The organism is Nostoc sp. DedSLP04, from assembly GCF_034530775.1.
GTDB lineage: Bacteria > Cyanobacteriota > Cyanobacteriia > Cyanobacteriales > Nostocaceae > Nostoc.
On the sequence record NZ_JAVRCL010000041.1, the window covers coordinates 14,398 to 30,012 of the forward strand.

The following is a 15,615-nucleotide window of genomic DNA, read 5'->3' on the forward strand; positions in this document are numbered from 1 at the left end:
TGGGCATTGATTATCCCCCTTGTCCCACCATTTCCCCATCTCCCCACCTCTATCTATTTTTTAATAGTGACTAATCCATGTATGCCTAATGCTGTAATTACACCTCCTAGCAATCCCCAGGTACCATCGGCAAATACGTTGATGCGATGAATGTAGGTGCGATGATAGGCATACTCTAACTGTCTATCATTTACTATTCCTCCGACCTCTACCACGTTTTCCACATAGTTTTCAGCTTTGATCAGTGCTGCATAATCGAGATTAAACCAATACAACGATACTCCCACCACCGCCAAACCTGGAAAAACTAAGGTAATTAAAAGAATTGCTATGCGTGCGTTCATAAATCTCAGCCGCTAATAAACCTGCTCAATGCTGACATACTTAGAATCCTTGTGTTACAACTTGGCAGGCCAATTTAATAATGCGTTGGAGTGAGTGAATCAGATTTTGGGAATAATCCTCATAGTGTTTGAAAGCATCGTTTTAGTTAGGTTCGCACTATGAGAGGGCGATTTCTAGAAAAAAAGCAGATTTATTGCTGTTTATCTATTGCATTTTGCTGTATTTTGTGGATTTGTTTAGCATTAATTCCAGCCGACGCAACATCTACAGAGTCTATTGATACTCTGCGACAACAGCAGCAACAAATGAACCAGCAGCGTCAGGGTGTAGTTGGAGAGCGCGATCGCTTAACTAATCTCCAACAAGAGGCCCAAAAACACCTGACTGGTTTAAAGCAAAATCTGCAAACTACAGATAGCTATCTTCAAGAGAGCGAATCACGATTACAACTTGCTAGCCAACGCCTCCAGCAGTTAGAAGCTGATTTAGATGTGGCAGAACGTTCCTATCAGGAGCGGCAAATTGCAACAGTAGCACGATTGCGTTATCTCCAGCGATCGCCTGCTTTTGCGGGATGGGCAGTTTTGCTCGAAAGTGAAAATATCAGCGACTTTTTCAGCCGTCGTCATCAGTTGAAGTTAGTGTTTCAAGCAGATCAGAAAATTTTGGTAAAACTCAACACCCAAGCAAACTCGATCGATAAACAAAAAACGGAAGTAGAACAGCAAAAAAACGAAATTGGCTTAATTCGCGAGCAACTGTTGGCACAAAAAGCCGATTATCAAACCCAGGCGCAATCACAATCAGAATTGATTCAACGCCTGAATAGCGATCGCCTCGCCTTAGAAGCTGCACAAAATCAGCTAGAAAGAGAATCCAAAAATCTGGAAGTTTTGATTCAACAAAAGGTAGCAGAAGCCCAAGAAAAAACCAACAGCCGAACAGGTATCATCATTCGAGGAACTGGTGTAATGGCATATCCCAGCGATGCTTCTACTAGCAGTCCCTTCGGTTGGCGGATACACCCAATTCTTGGCTATCGTCGCTTTCATGCCGGGTTAGATTTTGCCGCCAGCTATGGTAGTAAAATTCGGGCAGCCGATTCGGGAACAGTAATTTTTGCTGGCTGGTATGGTGGTTATGGCAGAGCGGTAATTATCGACCACGGCAATGGTATGACTACACTCTACGGGCATACCAGCGAGTTATATGTTTCTGAGGGACAAGCAGTTGAACGCGGACAAGCGATCGCAGCTGTCGGTTCCACAGGTTTCTCAACTGGCCCCCACCTCCACTTTGAAGTTCGTCGCAATGGTACACCCGTAGACCCAGCTAATTATCTTTAAAGCTGCGAATTTTATCACAGACGTGCTATAATATAGAAGATTAAGGGCGCGTGGCTCAGTGGATAGAGCAACAGATTCCGGTTCTGTGGGTCGGGGGTTCAAATCCCTCCGCGCTCGTTACCTTTTGTCGATTGCCAAATTATTTGTCCGCGTTGACAAATCATATTTGACAGCAATTTTTTGCCTTATATCAAGTATGGCAGAACTCTTTTTATATGGAGCGGCTAATTAGTATTTAATATTTAGAGCATTCCTAAAATAGAGGTAGAGGCTAAATCTTCCTTATTAGCCGCGCATGGGTTTGATGCAACTAGGATTTTTGTGGGAAGAAAAACCTAACCTTTAGCCCCCTTTTTTATAAGAGAAAGGGGAAACTCAAAGCTTCTCTCCTTGTAGGAGAGAGGAATGGAAGTGAGGTCAATATTTAGTTTTGATGGTGTTTAATTATGACTGCTTTAACCTTACAATTACCTGCTAATCTGCAATTTACTGATGAGGAATTTGCACAGATTGTCGCTGTGAATAAAGAATTACGACTAGAGTTAACTGCTAAAGGGGAATTAATTATCATGTCACCCACTGGGGGAGAAACGGGAAACCGTAATTTTGAACTGTATCTTGATTTAGGAGTTTGGAACAGACAGAACAAGCTCGGAAAAGCTTTCGATTCTTCTACTGGGTTTAAACTGCCAAATGGGGCAACTCGTTCACCTGATGCTTCTTGGGTAAGGATAGCAAGATGGAATGCTCTTACTCCAGAACAAAGAAAGAAATTTCTCCCTTTGTGTCCTGATTTTGCAGTGGAATTAGTTTCTGAAACTGATGATGTAGAAGATACTAAAGCCAAAATGACAGAATATTTAGCAAATGGCTTACAACTCGGTTGGTTAATTAATCCTAAAGAGAAACAAGTAATAATTTATCGCCCAAATCTGGTACCTAAAGTTTTACAATCTCCCACAAGTTTATCGGGTGAAGATGTTCTCCCTGGTTTTGTTTTAAATTTACAGCATATTTTTGCATAGATAGACTGATTATATGGTTTTCCAGTACACTAATGCATTTGTTACTATAGCATCGGTTCATTGTGAGGAGTTAGTGAATTTCTATACTAGATTTCTGGAGCAAAAGCCAGTTATTTTGATTCCAAATGTCTATGCTGAGTTTAATTTAATTAGTATGCGATTAGGTATTTTTAAACCAAAGAACACAAATGAATCAGAATTTGAAGCGAATGCCAAAAGTAAGATAAGTTTGTGTTTAGAGGTGAGTAACTTAGAAGATGCGATCGCTCACCTAACTGCTTTGGGCTATCCTCCACCAGGAGACATTTCCATTGCTTCTCACGGCAGAGAAATTTATGCCTATGACCCTGATGACAATCGTCTGATTTTACATCAAGCGGCTACAGGGAGTCATTAGTCATTTGCAAAGGACAAATGACTAATGACAAAGGACAAATAACAAAGGACAAATAAAAAAATGGCTATAACTCAAAACTATAGATTAAACCTGATTCAATGGTATCCAGGTCACATTGCGAAAGCTGAAAAGAAGCTCAAAGAACAGTTGAAGCGTGTAGATGTGGTGTTTGAGGTACGAGATGCTCGGATTCCCTTAGCAACTCACCATCCCCAAATAGGTGAGTGGGTAGAAGGTAAAAAACGGGTGTTGATACTTAACCGAGTAGATATGATTACACCACAAATGCGATCGCTATGGATCGATTGGTTTAAACGTCAAGGAGAAGTCCCTTATTTTACCAACGCTCAACATGGTAAAGGTATAGCAGAAGTAGCACGGGCAGCGCAAGCTGCTGGGGTAGAACTTAATCAAAGAAGAAGCGATCGCGGGATGTTACCCCGTCCAGTGCGGGCTGTGGTAATTGGTTTTCCCAATGTTGGTAAATCAGCTTTAATTAACCGCCTGTTGGGAAAGCGAGTTGTGGAAAGTGCAGCTCGTCCTGGGGTAACTCGCCAACTACGCTGGGTGCGAATTTCCGAACATTTAGAATTGCTTGATGCTCCTGGTGTCATCCCTTTAAGATTAGAAGACCAAGACGCAGCCTTGAAATTAGCTATTTGTGATGATATCGGTGAAGCATCTTACGATAACCAGTTAGTAGCAGCAGCCTTAGTGGATTTACTCAACTATTTAGAAGCTGTAGCAGGAGATTTATTACCAAAAAAACCATTACAGTCTCGTTATCAACTCGATTCAACATCAGACACCGGAGATACCTATTTACACGCCTTGGCAGAGCATCGTTACAAAGGTGATGTAGAGCGAGCAGCAAGGCAACTTTTAACAGATTTTCGTAAGGGATTGTTGGGTGAAATGAGTTTAGAATTACCACCAAATTAAATCTAAATTCAAATAGTAAAAATTAGGAAATCTATTTTATTTATAACAGGACTTACGCAAGTGTCACAAGCAATGGCGCGGCTATGTTGTGCTGCGCGCCAAACAACTAGGCGATAAACATGATAACGTCTTGACTTTTAATTGCAAAGATAAATAATTTTATAAATTGTTTGACCAGTTTTATAAGCTAAATCTTTGAGCTTAAACCAGACTAAAATAGCGCATTCAATATGATTTATGGGAGTAGCACATAGTTACTGAAAAATGCGATCGCGCGCGTTAGATACTGCCACTCACCAACTAAATTAGAGATTTCCAAGAAATATATTATCCAAATAAACGTAGACGCATACTCCTACAAAGAAGCAAGCTACGCAAAGCGTCTGTCTGCGACACGCTGTTCGCGTTCGTAGAAAAGCGGCTACTCTACGAAAACACCAAAGGCGAAGCCGCTTTTCTACCACTCCAAGCGCAGAGAACACAAAAAGAGAAGAAATAGAAAGAATTTTTGCGTCAGTTTTGAGATATTTTTATTTGGAAGTTTCTTAATACTTTTTTAATGTTGCCTCATGCCTTTCTTTGTCAGGTCAAAAACTCTTTAACGGAGTTCTGATACTACTTTGGGAAATCATCAAAATGCGTTCGCCACATTTATATAAAGGTGTTTGCATTCCTACTCTTTGGCTCCAGTGCCCCATACCCAATGTAACTTTTCTAATGGTTGTTACTCAATTTATAGTAGTGGGAATTATAACACTAGTATAAAGAGATTTTCGTAAAAATTTATGAGCGCAAAAATTGATGGAACTTTAAGGATTGCTGGCTACCAAATCATCGAGCAACTTTATTCAGGTTCTCGTACTCAAGTGTATCGGGCAATTCGAGAATGCGTAGGCGCAGCCCGCCGCAGGCATCGCCTACCAGTTGTCATCAAGCTCTTAAAACGAGAATACCCAACTTTTACCGAATTAGTCCAGTTTCGCAACCAATATGCGATCGCTAAAAACCTAGATATTCCCGGCATTATCAAACCCTACAGCCTGGAAGCCCATCATAATGGCTATGCCTTAGTCATGGAAGACTTTGGTGGTGTTTCCTTGCGGCAATTTACTCAAGGAAAAACACTGACATTAGAGCAATTCTTACCCATTGCTCTGCAACTACTAGAAATCTTACACAAGTTACATCAACAGCGCGTCATTCACAAAGACATCAAGCCAGCCAACATCTTGATTCACCCTGACACGAACCAAATCAAGCTGATTGACTTTAGTATTGCCTCACTCTTACCACGAGAAACCCAAGAACTTCAGAGCCTCAATGGACTAGAGGGAACGCTAGCCTATCTGTCGCCAGAGCAAACCGGACGGATGAACAGAGGCATTGACTACCGCAGTGACTTCTATTCTTTAGGTGTGACTTTCTTTGAATTACTGAGTGGAAAATTGCCCTTTGAGTCCTATGAACCGATGGAGTTGGTGCATTACCACATTGCGAAACTTCCACCTAGCCTCTGCGATTTCAACCCAAAATTGCCCTTGATGCTGGGCGAAATTGTCCGCAAACTGATGGCGAAGAACGCCGAAGACCGCTATCAAAGTGCGCTAGGACTTAAACATGACCTTGTTACCTGCTTAGAACAGTGGCGAGAAACAGGCAAACACACCTGGTTTGATTTAGGACAGCGAGATATTAGCGATCGCTTTCTCATACCCGAAAAACTCTACGGACGGGAATCGGAGGTACAAACGTTACTAGAAGCATTTGGTGATGTTGCCAATGGTGGCTCTCAACTGATGCTAGTGGCAGGTTTCTCTGGTATTGGCAAAACCGCAGTCGTCAATGAAGTGCATAAACCGATTGTGCGCTGGAACGGCTACTTCATCAAAGGCAAATACGACCAGTTCAACCGCAACATTCCTCTGTCTGCTTTTGTACAAGCCTTTCGCGATCTGATGGGACAGTTGCTTAGGGAAAGCGATACTCAACTGGAGCAATGGCAAAGTAAGATTTTAGCGGCAGTTGGAGAGAACGGACAACTTCTGATTGAGGTGATTCCTGAACTGGAGCAGTTGATCGGCAAACAGCCTGCGATCGCTGAACTATCAGGCGGTGCGGCACAACACCGTTTCAATCTGCTGTTCCAAAAGTTCATTCAGGTGTTCGCGACCAGAGAGCATCCGTTGGTAATATTTCTGGATGACTTGCAGTGGGCAGATTCGGCATCGCTGAATTTGCTGAAGCTGTTAATGTCTCAGAGCGATTGCAGCCATCTATTTATTATTGGCGCATACCGCAACAACGAGGTATTTGCGGCTCATCCACTGATGTTGACGCTAGATGAAATTGAAAAAACTTCTTCTGGCATCAAAACCTTGAGCCTAGCTCCCTTGAGTCAAGCAGATGTCAACCATTTAATCGCCGACTCTCTCAGTTGTACGACGGCACAGGCATTACCGTTAACAGAGTTAGTCGATCGAAAAGCCAAAGGCAATCCCTTTTTCACAACTCAGTTTTTGAAAGCGCTACATGAGGATGGGCTGATTACCTTTAATTGGGAGACAGGTTTTTGGCAGTGTGATATAGCACAAGTGCGATCGCTTGCTCTGACTGATGATGTGGTGGAATTTATGGCACAACAACTTCAAAAATTGCCTAACATCACTCAAGATGTTCTGAAACTGGCAGCCTGTATCGGCAATCAGTTCGATTTGGCGACGTTAGCGATCGTTTATGAAAAGTCGCAAGCAGAAACCGCTTCCGACTTGTGGAAAGCATTGCAAGAAGGATTTATCATTCCTACCAATGAAATTTACAAGTTTTATCAGGATTCCTCATTGGCGATCGGTCATTTGCAAATGACAAATGACGAAGGACAAATGACGGTTTACAAATTCTTGCACGATCGCGTCCAGCAAGCTGCTTATTTCCTGATTCCAGGCGAACAAAAACAGATCGCTCACCTAAAAATTGGGCAACTATTACTGACTCATACGCCTGTTGCCAAACAAGACGAAAAATTATTTGAAATCGTTAACCAACTTAATATCGGCAAATCCCTAATTGTCGATTTATCTAAGCAAATAGAACTTGCCCAACTCAATCTGAAAGCTGGACAAAAAGCCAGAGCCGCAACTGCCTATACAGCCGCATTTGAGTATTCCACTACGGGCATCGCCTTGTTAGCTGAGGATATGTGGCAAACGCAGTATGAGTTAACCTTAGCCCTCTACGAAGCTGCCACTGAAGCCGCTTACCTGAGCGGCAACTTTGAGCGGATGACACAATTGGCGGCAATCATTACAGAACACTCTAGAAACTTGTTGGATACGATTAAGGTCTATGAAGTTCAAATTCAAGCAGCTCAAGCCCAACATCAATTTATAGAAGCAGTAGAGATTGCTCTCAAGAGTGTGGAGCGTTTAGGAAACAGCCTTCCAAAGCAACCCAGTCAATCAGATATTGCCAAAGCATTTGAGACAACTAAATCCATCTTGGCTGGAAGGCAACCACTGGATTTAATCAATTTACCCCAAATGACAGACCCTAACAAATTAGCAGTTGTACGGATTCTTGCCACTGTCACTTCTGCTGCTTTTGTTGTCACTCCAGCGCTCTTACCATTTATTGTTCTCGAACAGGTCAATTTATCCGTTCAATATGGCAATAGTTCATTTTCGGCAATTGGCTATGGCTACTATGGAATGATACTTTGTGGGATGACAGGAGAGATTGACTCTGGCTATGAGTTTGCACAACTAGCACACTTGTTGCTGGAACATTTCAATGCCAAAGAACTAAAGTCCAGAGTCTATGTCGGAATTTACTGTTGCGTGTGGCATTGGAAAGAGCCGCTCAAGAACTCCTTAGCGTTTCTCCGGGAAGGCTACGAAGTTGGATTGGAAACCGGAGATTTAGAATCGGCTGCTATTTGCGGATTCATTTACATCTCATATTGTTGGTTTCTGGGCAAAGAATTAATCGATCTCAACCGAGAGAGCGTTGCCTTCCGAGATCAGCTTGGGCAGCTCAACCAACAAGGTCTTACCAGCCATCTGACCGTTTTTCAGCAACCAATTTTGAATATGCTTGGCGATTCTGCTGAACCTTGGCAGCTGACTGGAAATGCCTTTAATCGCGAGGAAATTGTGCCAGCCCTCCAGCGATCGGGCGATCAGACTGCGCTGTATTATTTCTATGCCAACCAACTTGGTCTGTGTTACATATTTGGCAAGTTTGAGTTGGCGGTGTCAGCTGCGATCGCTGCTGAAAATTATATAGGTGGTGCTACAGGCTTATTCATCGTTCCGCTCTGCTACACCTATGATTCTCTAGCCCATCTGGCAATCTATTCTCAGGTTTGTGAGGCACAACAGCAACACATTCTGCAACGGGTGGCTAAAAATCAGGAAAAAATGAAAAAGTGGGCTGATCGTGCTCCAGAAAATTACCTGCACAAATTTTATTTAGTTGAAGCCGACCTATACCGAGTTTTAGGGCAGAAATCAGAGGCAATAGATTTGTACGATCGCGCCATAACTCTAGCTAAAGAACACGGTTATACCCAAGAAGAAGCCCTGGCCAATGAACTGACCGCTAAGTTCTACCTCGACTGGGGTAAACAGCGCATTGCCCAAGAATACATGACCCAAGCCTACTATGGCTATGCTCGTTGGGGCGCTAAAGCCAAAGTCGCCGACTTGGAACGACGCTATCCCCAACTCCTCGCCCCCATCTTAGAGCAAACCCGTTCTCCCTTCTCAACTAACGAAACTATCTTCATCTTGGAGAGTGTTACTTCCACCAGTTCCGCCACTTCCAATAGTAGCAACGTCTCTGTTGCTTTAGATTTAGCTACCATTCTCAAAGCTTCCCAAACTCTTTCTAGAGAAATCGAACTCGAAAAACTGCTTTCAGCTTTGCTGCATATCGTCATTGAAAATGCTGGAGCCGATAAATGTGTATTCATGCTTTTGGAGTCAGAGCGGTTGCTAGTTCAGGCTTTAGCACAACTTTCCCTGAGCAGTCTACAGAACCAAGCTGCCAAAGTTGATTTCTACCCGATCTTATTCAACCCACAGCCTGTTGAAGACTCAGTTGATGTACCAGTTCGCTTAATTAATAACGTCAAACGCAACTTACAACCAGCAGTAATTACTGATGCCACAGTGCATCCGCAATTAATTAACGACCCGTATATTCAGCAACAGCAACCCAAGAGTATCTTGTGCAGCCCGATTTTGCATCAGGGTAAGTTGTTGGGCATATTGTACCTGGAAAATAATTTAGCAACCGGAGCCTTTACAAGCGATCGCGTCGAACTGCTGAACTTACTTTGTGCCCAAGCCGCAATTTCTTTGGAAAATGCCCGAATTTACCAAAATTCTCAAAACTATGCTCAACAGTTGGCACAATCTCTAGCAAAATTGCAAGCTAGTGAAATCCGCTTCCAAAATTTGGCAAATAATATTCCTGGGATGGTGTACCAATTCCGTCTGGAGGTGGATGGTTCAACTTCAACACCCTACGTTAGTTCTGGCTGTCTCGACTTATATGAGTTAGAGCCAGAGTTAGTAATGGCAGGGACGCATAGCGTTTACGCCATGAATCATCCTGACGATCGCCCGGCTATTGCCCAAGCGCTCGCTTACTCTGCCCAAAATCTCACACCCTTTGAGCAAGAATGGCGGATTATCCTGCCTTCAGGAACCGTGAAATGGATTCAATCTGCGGCTCGGCCAGAGCGACAAGCCGATGGTGCAATTGTATGGGATGGGGTAGTAATTGATATTAGCGATCGCAAACACGCCGAAGCATCTCTAGCTAAAGAACGAGAGTTTTTGAATGCCATCATTCACAATATTACTGATGGCATTGTTGTTTGCGATGCTAGTGGCAAATTGACTCTATTTAACAAAGCAACTCGTGAATTTCATGGCTTACCAATAGAATCATTACCACCAGAACAATGGACAGGACGCTTCGATCTCTATCAACCTGATGGTCAAACACCCCTATCAAAAACTCAAATTCCTCTGTTTCGCGCCTTGCAAGGAGAAATCGTCGAAAATGCCGAAATGGTAATTGCACCGAAGCATGGCTCTAGGAGAATTTTATTAGCTAGTGGACAAGCGATCTTCGATGCTTTAGGTAACAAACTCGGTGCAGTAGTTGTGATGCGAGATATTAGCGAAAGGGCGCGGCTTGAAGCCGAACGCAAACTTGCTGAACTTGCCTTGCAGCAAAAATCACAAGATTTAGAACAAGCGTTAACCGATCTGCAAAACGCCCAATTGCAAATGGTGCAAAGTGAAAAAATGTCAGCATTAGGGAATTTAGTTGCTGGTGTCGCTCACGAAATGAATAATCCCCTTGGTTTTATTGCTGCTAGTCTAAAACTTGCTAAACCTACTTTTACAGATGTAATTGAACACTTAAAACTCTATCAAGAAACCTTGCCTAATGGAAGTGATGAAATTCTTAACCATGCCGAAGAAATCGACTTGGATTATAGCTTAGAAGACTTGCCTAAGATGATTGATGCCATGTCGATGGCGTGCGATCGCCTGAAAAATATCAGCACCAGTTTACGAACTTTCTCGCGTGCCGATAAAGATTATAAAGTACCATTTAATATTCACCAAGGCATCGACAGCACGATTTTAATTTTGAAACATCGTCTCAAGGCTAACGAGCAACGTCCAGCAATTGAAGTGATAACTGAATACGCCACTTTACCTCAAATTGAGTGTTTCCCTGGACAACTAAATCAAGTGTTTATGAATCTACTAGCAAATGCTATTGATGCCTTGGAGGAATCGAATATCGATCGAAGTTTTGACGAAATTAAAGCAAATCCAAACTGCATTACAATTACCACTACAGTAGAAAATAATTTAGTGAAAATTACAATCGCTGATAATGGGAAGGGTATCGAGGAAGAAGTCAAACAAAAAATGTTTGACCATTTATTTACGACAAAAGCTGTCGGTAAAGGCACAGGATTAGGACTTGCGATCGCTCGACAAATTATTGTAGAAAAACATGGCGGAGCGATCGCAGTGAATTCCCAACTTGGGGAAGGAACTGAATTTGTGATTCAGCTACCGTTATCGGTATAATTAAATTTTAGCTTTCTTAAGTATGGTATTCAGATGGAGTCTGAACCCCCACCTGATTTGTCTCCTTGTACCCTTCTTCAAGCTTTCCCCGCTACCACCGAGTTTTTCTTCAAAAGTTCCACAGCGGCTTGATATTGCAAATCCGCTTCAGTACCAATCTGTTCGCGGTTAATGGCTGGTTGAGAAATAACTTTATCTGGCTTAATACCTAGTTTGTTAATATCCCGGTGTTCAGGAGTTTCATACTTAGCAATTGTGACTGCTAAACCCGAACCATCTGATAATTCAAACAAGGATTGAATTAATCCCTTGCCAAAGGTAGTTTCGCCTACCAACTGGGCACGACCGTTATCTTGGAGTGCGCCAGCAAGAATCTCACTGGCACTGGCAGTTCCTTGATTTACCAAAATCACCAGAGGATCTTTCGTCAAAGCTGGCCCAAAGGCTTCAAAACTACCTTGAATACCTTGCCGATTAACAGTGTAAACAATAGTGCCAGAATCTAACCAGAGACGGGCAATTTCAATTCCTGATTGCAATAATCCCCCAGGATTATTTCGTAAATCTAGAATGTAGGCAGCAGCGCCTTTTTTTTCTAGACTAGAAATAGCGTGTGCCAATTCCGTTGAAGCGTTGGCATTAAATTGTGTAAGACGTAGGTAGCCAATGGGTGTACCCTCAGCAGAAACACGCAAATCTGAAACCACAGGGTTAAGGGCAATGCGATCGCGTGTCAGTCTAATTTCCGTTTCTGCCTCTCCGTCCCGTTCGATTACGAGAGTCACAAGGCTGCCACTGGGCCCGCGCATTCTGGTAGCAGCTTCATCAAGGGTGAGATTTTCTGTGGAAACACCTTCAATTTTGAGAATGCGATCGCGTGGTCGAATCCCCGCTTTATCTGCCGGTGAACCGGCGATAGGAGCCACTACTTCTAACTTTCCATTCTCAGAATTCAAGGCAATTTGCAATCCTACCCCAGTCAGTTCCCCAGAAGTATTGACCTGCAAGCTGCGGTACTGTTCTGGATCTAAAAAGCGGGTAAAAGGATCGTCGAGGCTCTTGAGCATCTTCCCAATTGCCTCATAACTGGCATTTGAGTCTGGCAGTGGTTTTTCCAGAACCTTTTGCCGCACAGCCGCCCAGTTTTGATGATTAAATGTCTCATCTAGATAAGTATGATTAACAATTCGCCAAACTTCCGAAACCAGCTTTTGTTCTCCAGTCAAAGCCAGCGATGGCTGAGTGAGGGTACCCAACGCCAAGCAAACCGCCATTAACAATGAAAATCCAACCCGAAAGACTTGTTTATTCATGAACCCCATTATCAATTCCACCTCAACCCAAATTGCCTAGATAATGCCCACTTCCTCTGTTGTTGATGAAATCTATCTCTCGATTATGTTACTTTTTTTATAGAAGTGGTGCATTTTTCTCATCAAGTTGTTCAGTCAACTGATGCATCGTATCCACTCACCAAAGGATAAAATCTACTTTGTGTCCACCATTTTGTGTGTAGGGGCGTAAAGAGATCGCAATATATTCCATCTTTACAAAGTGTAAAGTTTCTGAAGTCTCTTAGCACACTCAAAGCCCAAAAGCAAAGAAAAAAACTCCCCTTTATTAAAATCCCAAAATTGTTAATTGGGAGAGAAGTCTGAGCGAAGGCTTCTGCCGATTCAGAACTTCGGGATTTATCAACCGCAACCGACTTTTAGGAACTTGAGATTGTATGGCCAACGTTTACGACTGGTTTGAGGAACGCCTGGAAATTCAGGCACTCGCCGAAGACGTTACTAGCAAGTACGTCCCTCCCCACGTCAATATCTTTTACTGCCTGGGTGGAATTACCCTGGTTTGTTTTCTCATCCAGTTTGCTACTGGATTTGCCATGACGTTCTACTACAGGCCAACAGTTACTGAAGCTTTCTCCTCAGTGCAGTACATCATGACTGATGTAAACTTCGGTTGGCTAATTCGCTCCATCCATCGCTGGTCTGCCAGCATGATGGTGTTGATGATGATTTTGCACGTCTTCCGGGTTTATCTCACTGGTGGTTTCAAAAAGCCTCGCGAATTGACCTGGGTAAGCGGTGTAATCCTAGCTGTGATCACCGTTTCCTTCGGAGTTACCGGCTATTCTCTACCTTGGGATCAAGTTGGCTACTGGGCTGTGAAAATCGTTAGCGGCGTACCAGAAGCAATTCCCGTGGTTGGAGTTCTGATTTCCGACCTGCTGCGCGGCGGTTCCAGTGTTGGTCAAGCAACACTAACTCGTTACTACAGCGCACACACATTTGTACTGCCTTGGTTGATTGCAGTATTCATGCTGTTTCACTTCTTGATGATCCGCAAGCAAGGTATTTCCGGGCCTTTGTAATCTCAGCTATTAGCGAAAGGCAACATTTGTTAGTTTTCAGATCGAGTTGTTTGTTTTAAACTTATGAAACACAAGAAATTAATTGCACATAAGTTCCAAAAAACAAATACTTGTATCTGAAGCCTCAAGCTATAGACAACTTCAGGCGGATGACTGTAGATATAGAAACGCTGTTTTCCGCCTTTTGGTTGCCTAGTAGCTGATAGCTTTCACAAATGCTTTAATTTAACTTAAGCAGGAGAGCACATTTAAAAATGTCAACACAAAAAAAACCTGACCTGAGCGATCCTCAGTTAAGAGCCAAACTCGCTAAAGGCATGGGTCACAACTACTATGGTGAACCCGCTTGGCCTAATGACTTACTTTACGTCTTTCCAATTGTGATCATGGGTTCCTTCGCTGCGATTGTGGCTCTAGCCGTGCTAGATCCCGCAATGACAGGTGAACCAGCAAATCCTTTCGCCACACCATTGGAAATTTTGCCAGAGTGGTACTTGTATCCAGTATTCCAAATTTTGCGATCGCTTCCTAACAAACTTTTAGGAGTGTTAGCAATGGGTTCCGTACCAGTAGGGCTAATCCTCGTTCCCTTTATTGAGAACGTGAATAAGTTCCAAAACCCCTTCCGCCGTCCAGTTGCAACCACAGTATTCCTTGTTGGTACTCTTGTCACCGTGTGGCTAGGTATTGGTGCTGCTTTGCCATTGGATAAATCTTTGACCTTGGGACTATTCTAAATTAGTCACCACAAAGTGCTTTGACGCCTGTGAGTTTCAAGAGCAGATGCAGATGTGCTTTTGAAAGCAATCAACAGGCGTCAATTTTAACGGGAAAGAATTCAGAAGCTAGAATGGGCTAAACGCCCTGCTACCGCTAACAGAATTAAATTGTGAACTAAAAAGCGGATAACGCCACCAAAGCGAGTCCGTGTATCTTACGGGAAAGCAAGTTATGCATAGCGTCTTATAGATAGTCTCTGCATAAATGGGTTTAAGTTCCCCACTAAATATGCTTTTTTTAGTGGTCAACAAGATATTGTTGGATCTGTAGCCAAATCCCGCAGTGTATCCCTCACTGATTTCCTTCTGAATTCTTCTTCAATAGTTCAGATTGCTTCTGGGATTTGCAGTTTTGGATAGAAAACCTATTCCAAAATCGCAAATCATCAAAAGTCAACAAATACAAACATTTCTTACTTAACGTAAGTTGCTAGTTACAACCCTCAGAATGCCAAAATCATTCATGTTTTGTATTTTGGTACATAGAATATGTCAATTTAGATTTTTTTATGTCAGAGAAATTTTGCGAACAGCGCAGAATTTAATAACTAGCAACTTGGGTTTACTTATATTCAACTCACAGTTAATGCTTAGTATAGTGCAGCAAGACCATCTGACGGTTAAGAGCGAACTCAGGCTCTTAAACCAGGTGCAAGAATGGTTTGAGCAATTTTGTCTGCAACACTTGTCTCAACTTGGCTGGTCAAAAACCCAACTCGATCGCCTTAATTTAGCATTAGCAGAAGGCTTTACCAACGCTGTTCGTCACGCTCATCATGCTTTACCCCCAGAAACAATCATTGAAATTAACGTTTATCTGTGGATTGACCGACTAGAGATTAGAATTTGGGATTATGGAAAACCTTTCAATCCTGATGCGATCGCAGAGCCAGCCCCAGGTACTCTGCAAGTAGGTGGGTATGGATGGTTTCTTCTGAGGCGGTTGGCCGATCGGGTTGTATACGAACGTGGTGCGGATGGTAGAAATTGCCTGCTCATTGTCAAATACTCTGTAGAAGCACAAAAGTAACACTGAAATAGTCAAGGCTAAAGGAAAGAATAATTCTGATGTCAATTTTGGCTTGTGAGGGGAGTGTAACTTAAAGAAGAAGTATCGACAGAAAACGATGGCTTTTCTTCTCTAAAATATTCTCTTGTACTTAGGATTCAAACAAATAAAACTTCTCATATAGCCGTTACCAAGCTAATTAAGGGTTTGCCAAAAGTTGAGCTATACACTTTCAAATAGAAGCGGTTTTTGCTAAAATACATGGTTATTTGAT

At 42.7% G+C, this 15,615-nt stretch carries 10 protein-coding genes and 1 tRNA gene; 9 read left to right on the forward strand and 2 right to left on the reverse strand.

The features are described from left to right. Window positions 1-53 precede the first annotated feature (53 nt). Entirely contained in the window at window positions 54-344 is a 291-nt protein-coding gene (locus tag RMX89_RS22080) for a hypothetical protein (protein ID WP_322675103.1), read from the reverse strand. Window positions 345-503: 159 nt separating this feature from the next. On the opposite strand from RMX89_RS22080, the gene RMX89_RS22085 reads away from it, so the two are divergent. The 6 genes from RMX89_RS22085 to RMX89_RS22110 all read left to right on the forward strand — a co-directional run bounded on the left by RMX89_RS22085 (window position 504) and on the right by RMX89_RS22110 (window position 11,176). Beyond that, window positions 504-1,691, forward strand: a complete 1,188-nt coding sequence (locus RMX89_RS22085; RefSeq protein WP_322690453.1) for a murein hydrolase activator EnvC family protein — start codon at window positions 504-506, stop codon at window positions 1,689-1,691. 44 nt (window positions 1,692-1,735) lie between these two features. Further along, window positions 1,736-1,808: transfer RNA gene (locus RMX89_RS22090), tRNA-Arg, on the forward strand. Between the two features lie 329 nt (window positions 1,809-2,137). Continuing rightward, entirely contained in the window at window positions 2,138-2,716 is a 579-nt protein-coding gene (locus RMX89_RS22095) for a Uma2 family endonuclease (RefSeq protein WP_322690454.1), read from the forward strand. 13 nt (window positions 2,717-2,729) lie between these two features. Continuing rightward, window positions 2,730-3,113 carry a VOC family protein gene (locus RMX89_RS22100; RefSeq protein WP_322690455.1) on the forward strand — a complete coding sequence of 128 codons (384 nt, stop codon included), beginning with the start codon at window positions 2,730-2,732 and terminating at the stop codon, window positions 3,111-3,113. Window positions 3,114-3,173: 60 nt separating this feature from the next. Next, a complete protein-coding gene (ylqF, locus tag RMX89_RS22105; protein ID WP_194042602.1) occupies window positions 3,174-4,055 on the forward strand; it encodes a ribosome biogenesis GTPase YlqF in 882 nt (293 codons plus the stop codon). Window positions 4,056-4,840: 785 nt separating this feature from the next. Next, window positions 4,841-11,176 carry an AAA family ATPase gene (locus tag RMX89_RS22110; RefSeq protein ID WP_322690456.1) on the forward strand — a complete coding sequence of 2,112 codons (6,336 nt, stop codon included), beginning with the start codon at window positions 4,841-4,843 and terminating at the stop codon, window positions 11,174-11,176. 77 nt (window positions 11,177-11,253) lie between these two features. Here RMX89_RS22110 and ctpA read toward each other — a convergent pair whose 3' ends face one another. Then, complete coding sequence (gene ctpA / locus RMX89_RS22115) at window positions 11,254-12,498, reverse strand: carboxyl-terminal processing protease CtpA (RefSeq protein WP_322690457.1); 1,245 nt, start codon at window positions 12,496-12,498, stop codon at window positions 11,254-11,256. Window positions 12,499-12,905: 407 nt separating this feature from the next. Between ctpA and petB the strand changes: the two genes are divergently transcribed. The 3 genes from petB (at window position 12,906) to RMX89_RS22130 (ending at window position 15,362) form a co-directional block, all read left to right on the forward strand. Beyond that, window positions 12,906-13,553 carry a cytochrome b6 gene (gene petB, locus RMX89_RS22120; protein WP_322675438.1) on the forward strand — a complete coding sequence of 216 codons (648 nt, stop codon included), beginning with the start codon at window positions 12,906-12,908 and terminating at the stop codon, window positions 13,551-13,553. A gap of 254 nt (window positions 13,554-13,807) precedes the next feature. Beyond that, window positions 13,808-14,290 carry a cytochrome b6-f complex subunit IV gene (gene petD / locus RMX89_RS22125; protein WP_181930359.1) on the forward strand — a complete coding sequence of 161 codons (483 nt, stop codon included), beginning with the start codon at window positions 13,808-13,810 and terminating at the stop codon, window positions 14,288-14,290. A gap of 628 nt (window positions 14,291-14,918) precedes the next feature. After that, complete coding sequence (locus tag RMX89_RS22130) at window positions 14,919-15,362, forward strand: ATP-binding protein (protein WP_292739730.1); 444 nt, start codon at window positions 14,919-14,921, stop codon at window positions 15,360-15,362. Window positions 15,363-15,615 lie beyond the last annotated feature (253 nt).

What these genes read in the sequence shown, in the direction of transcription:
- RMX89_RS22100 (WP_322690455.1), top strand. Translation starts at nt 2,730, where the DNA reads ATGGTTTTCCAGTACACTAATGCATTTGTTACTATAGCATCGGTTCAT.
- RMX89_RS22080 (WP_322675103.1), bottom strand. Translation starts at nt 344, where the DNA reads ATGAACGCACGCATAGCAATTCTTTTAATTACCTTAGTTTTTCCAGGT.
- RMX89_RS22110 (WP_322690456.1), top strand. Translation starts at nt 4,841, where the DNA reads ATGAGCGCAAAAATTGATGGAACTTTAAGGATTGCTGGCTACCAAATC.
- ylqF (WP_194042602.1), top strand. Translation starts at nt 3,174, where the DNA reads ATGGCTATAACTCAAAACTATAGATTAAACCTGATTCAATGGTATCCA.
- RMX89_RS22095 (WP_322690454.1), top strand. Translation starts at nt 2,138, where the DNA reads ATGACTGCTTTAACCTTACAATTACCTGCTAATCTGCAATTTACTGAT.
- RMX89_RS22085 (WP_322690453.1), top strand. Translation starts at nt 504, where the DNA reads ATGAGAGGGCGATTTCTAGAAAAAAAGCAGATTTATTGCTGTTTATCT.
- petD (WP_181930359.1), top strand. Translation starts at nt 13,808, where the DNA reads ATGTCAACACAAAAAAAACCTGACCTGAGCGATCCTCAGTTAAGAGCC.
- ctpA (WP_322690457.1), bottom strand. Translation starts at nt 12,498, where the DNA reads ATGGGGTTCATGAATAAACAAGTCTTTCGGGTTGGATTTTCATTGTTA.
- petB (WP_322675438.1), top strand. Translation starts at nt 12,906, where the DNA reads ATGGCCAACGTTTACGACTGGTTTGAGGAACGCCTGGAAATTCAGGCA.
- RMX89_RS22130 (WP_292739730.1), top strand. Translation starts at nt 14,919, where the DNA reads ATGCTTAGTATAGTGCAGCAAGACCATCTGACGGTTAAGAGCGAACTC.